The 1352-nt window shown below is 75.7% G+C and carries 2 protein-coding genes; both read left to right on the top strand.

Annotated elements, in window-relative coordinates; translation table 11 throughout:
• Positions 1–90 precede the first annotated feature (90 nt).
• The gene (locus tag G3I42_RS08175) at positions 91–615 is read left to right on the top strand and encodes a gamma carbonic anhydrase family protein (protein WP_164283803.1); all 525 of its coding nucleotides are present in this window, start codon (positions 91–93) and stop codon (positions 613–615) included.
• 77 nt (positions 616–692) lie between these two features.
• Positions 693–1352: acyltransferase (locus G3I42_RS08180; protein ID WP_164283805.1), on the top strand; the 660-nt coding region annotated here is incomplete at its 3' end.

Here is a 1352-nt window from a genome sequence, read left to right on the forward strand (position 1 = left end):
CCCGGCCGTCGCCGAGGCCGGGCCCGCTGCCGCCACGCCCGCCGCCTCCCAGGCCACCCCCGAGCCCGGCACGACCCAGGAGACCTCCGCATGACCGACGCCCTCGTCTCGCCCGTCGGGGGCCGTGCGCCCGAGGTCGATCCCGCCGCCTTCACGGCGCCGACCTCCGTCGTCCTCGGCGCCGTCCGCCTGGAGGCGGAGGCGAGCGTCTGGTACCACACGGTGCTGCGCGGCGACGCCGACAGCATCACGATCGGCCGGGGCAGCAACGTGCAGGACAACTGCACGGTCCACGCCGACCCCGGCTTCCCCGTCCGCGTCGGCAGCGGTGTCTCGGTCGGGCACAACGCCGTCCTGCACGGCTGCGTCGTCGAGGACGACGTCCTGGTCGGCATGGGCGCGACCGTCCTCAACGGGGCGCGCATCGGTGCCGGTTCCCTCGTCGCCGCGCAGGCCCTCGTCCCGCAGGGCATGGAGGTGCCGCCCGGCTCCCTCGTCGCGGGCGTCCCCGCCAAGGTGCGCCGTGAGCTGACCGCGGAGGAGCGCGAGGGCATCGCGCTCAACGCCGCCGTCTACCGCGATCTCGCGCGCACCCACGCCGCCGAGGTGCGCTGAGCGGAGCGCCGCGCGCTGGGTCGAAGATCACAGAACCCGGCCGCCGACATGGGGCTACTCGTGAGTACGGTAAGTCCGTGCCGCGTAACCGCAAGCCTCTGCCCCCGCCCGCCCACTGGCCGCGCGCCCTCGCCCACCGCGCCGCGCAGACCGGCTGGCGGCTGCTGCGCGAGGCGGGCGCCGTCACCGCGCACGCGCACGGGCGGCTGCGCTTCGGCGCGATCGGCGAGGGCACCCGGCTCGCCTTCCCGCAGGGCACGATCTTCAACGAGCGCTGGATACGCCTCGGCGCGCACTGCATCATCGCCGAGCAGGTCACGCTCACCGCGGGGATGCTGCCGCTCGGCCCCGGCGAGACGCTCGGCCCGGACCCCGTCCTGTCCCTCGGCAACGGTGTCGTCCTCGGCCGGGGCAGCCACGTCGTCGCCGACGCGCCCGTGACCATCGGCGACGAGGCGTTCTTCGGCCCGTACGTCTATGTCACCTCGACCAACCACAGCTACGACGACCCGCACCTGCCGGTCGGCAAGCAGTGGCCGCGCCGCGCCCCGGTCACCATCGGCGCGGGCTCCTGGATCGGCACGGGCGCCGTGATACTGCCCGGCGCGCACCTCGGCCGCAACGTCGTGGTCGCGGCCGGTTCGGTCGTACGGGGCACGGTGCCCGACCACGCGGTCGTCGCCGGGGCGCCCGCGCGCGTCGTACGCCGCTGGGACGAGGCCGGTGGCTGGCAGCCG

This window comes from Streptomyces sp. SID11385, from assembly GCF_010548245.1.
GTDB lineage: Bacteria > Actinomycetota > Actinomycetes > Streptomycetales > Streptomycetaceae > Streptomyces.

Coding starts and splice junctions, on each gene's coding strand:
- G3I42_RS08175 (WP_164283803.1), top strand. CDS start 91: ATGACCGACGCCCTCGTCTCGCCCGTCGGGGGCCGTGCGCCCGAGGTC.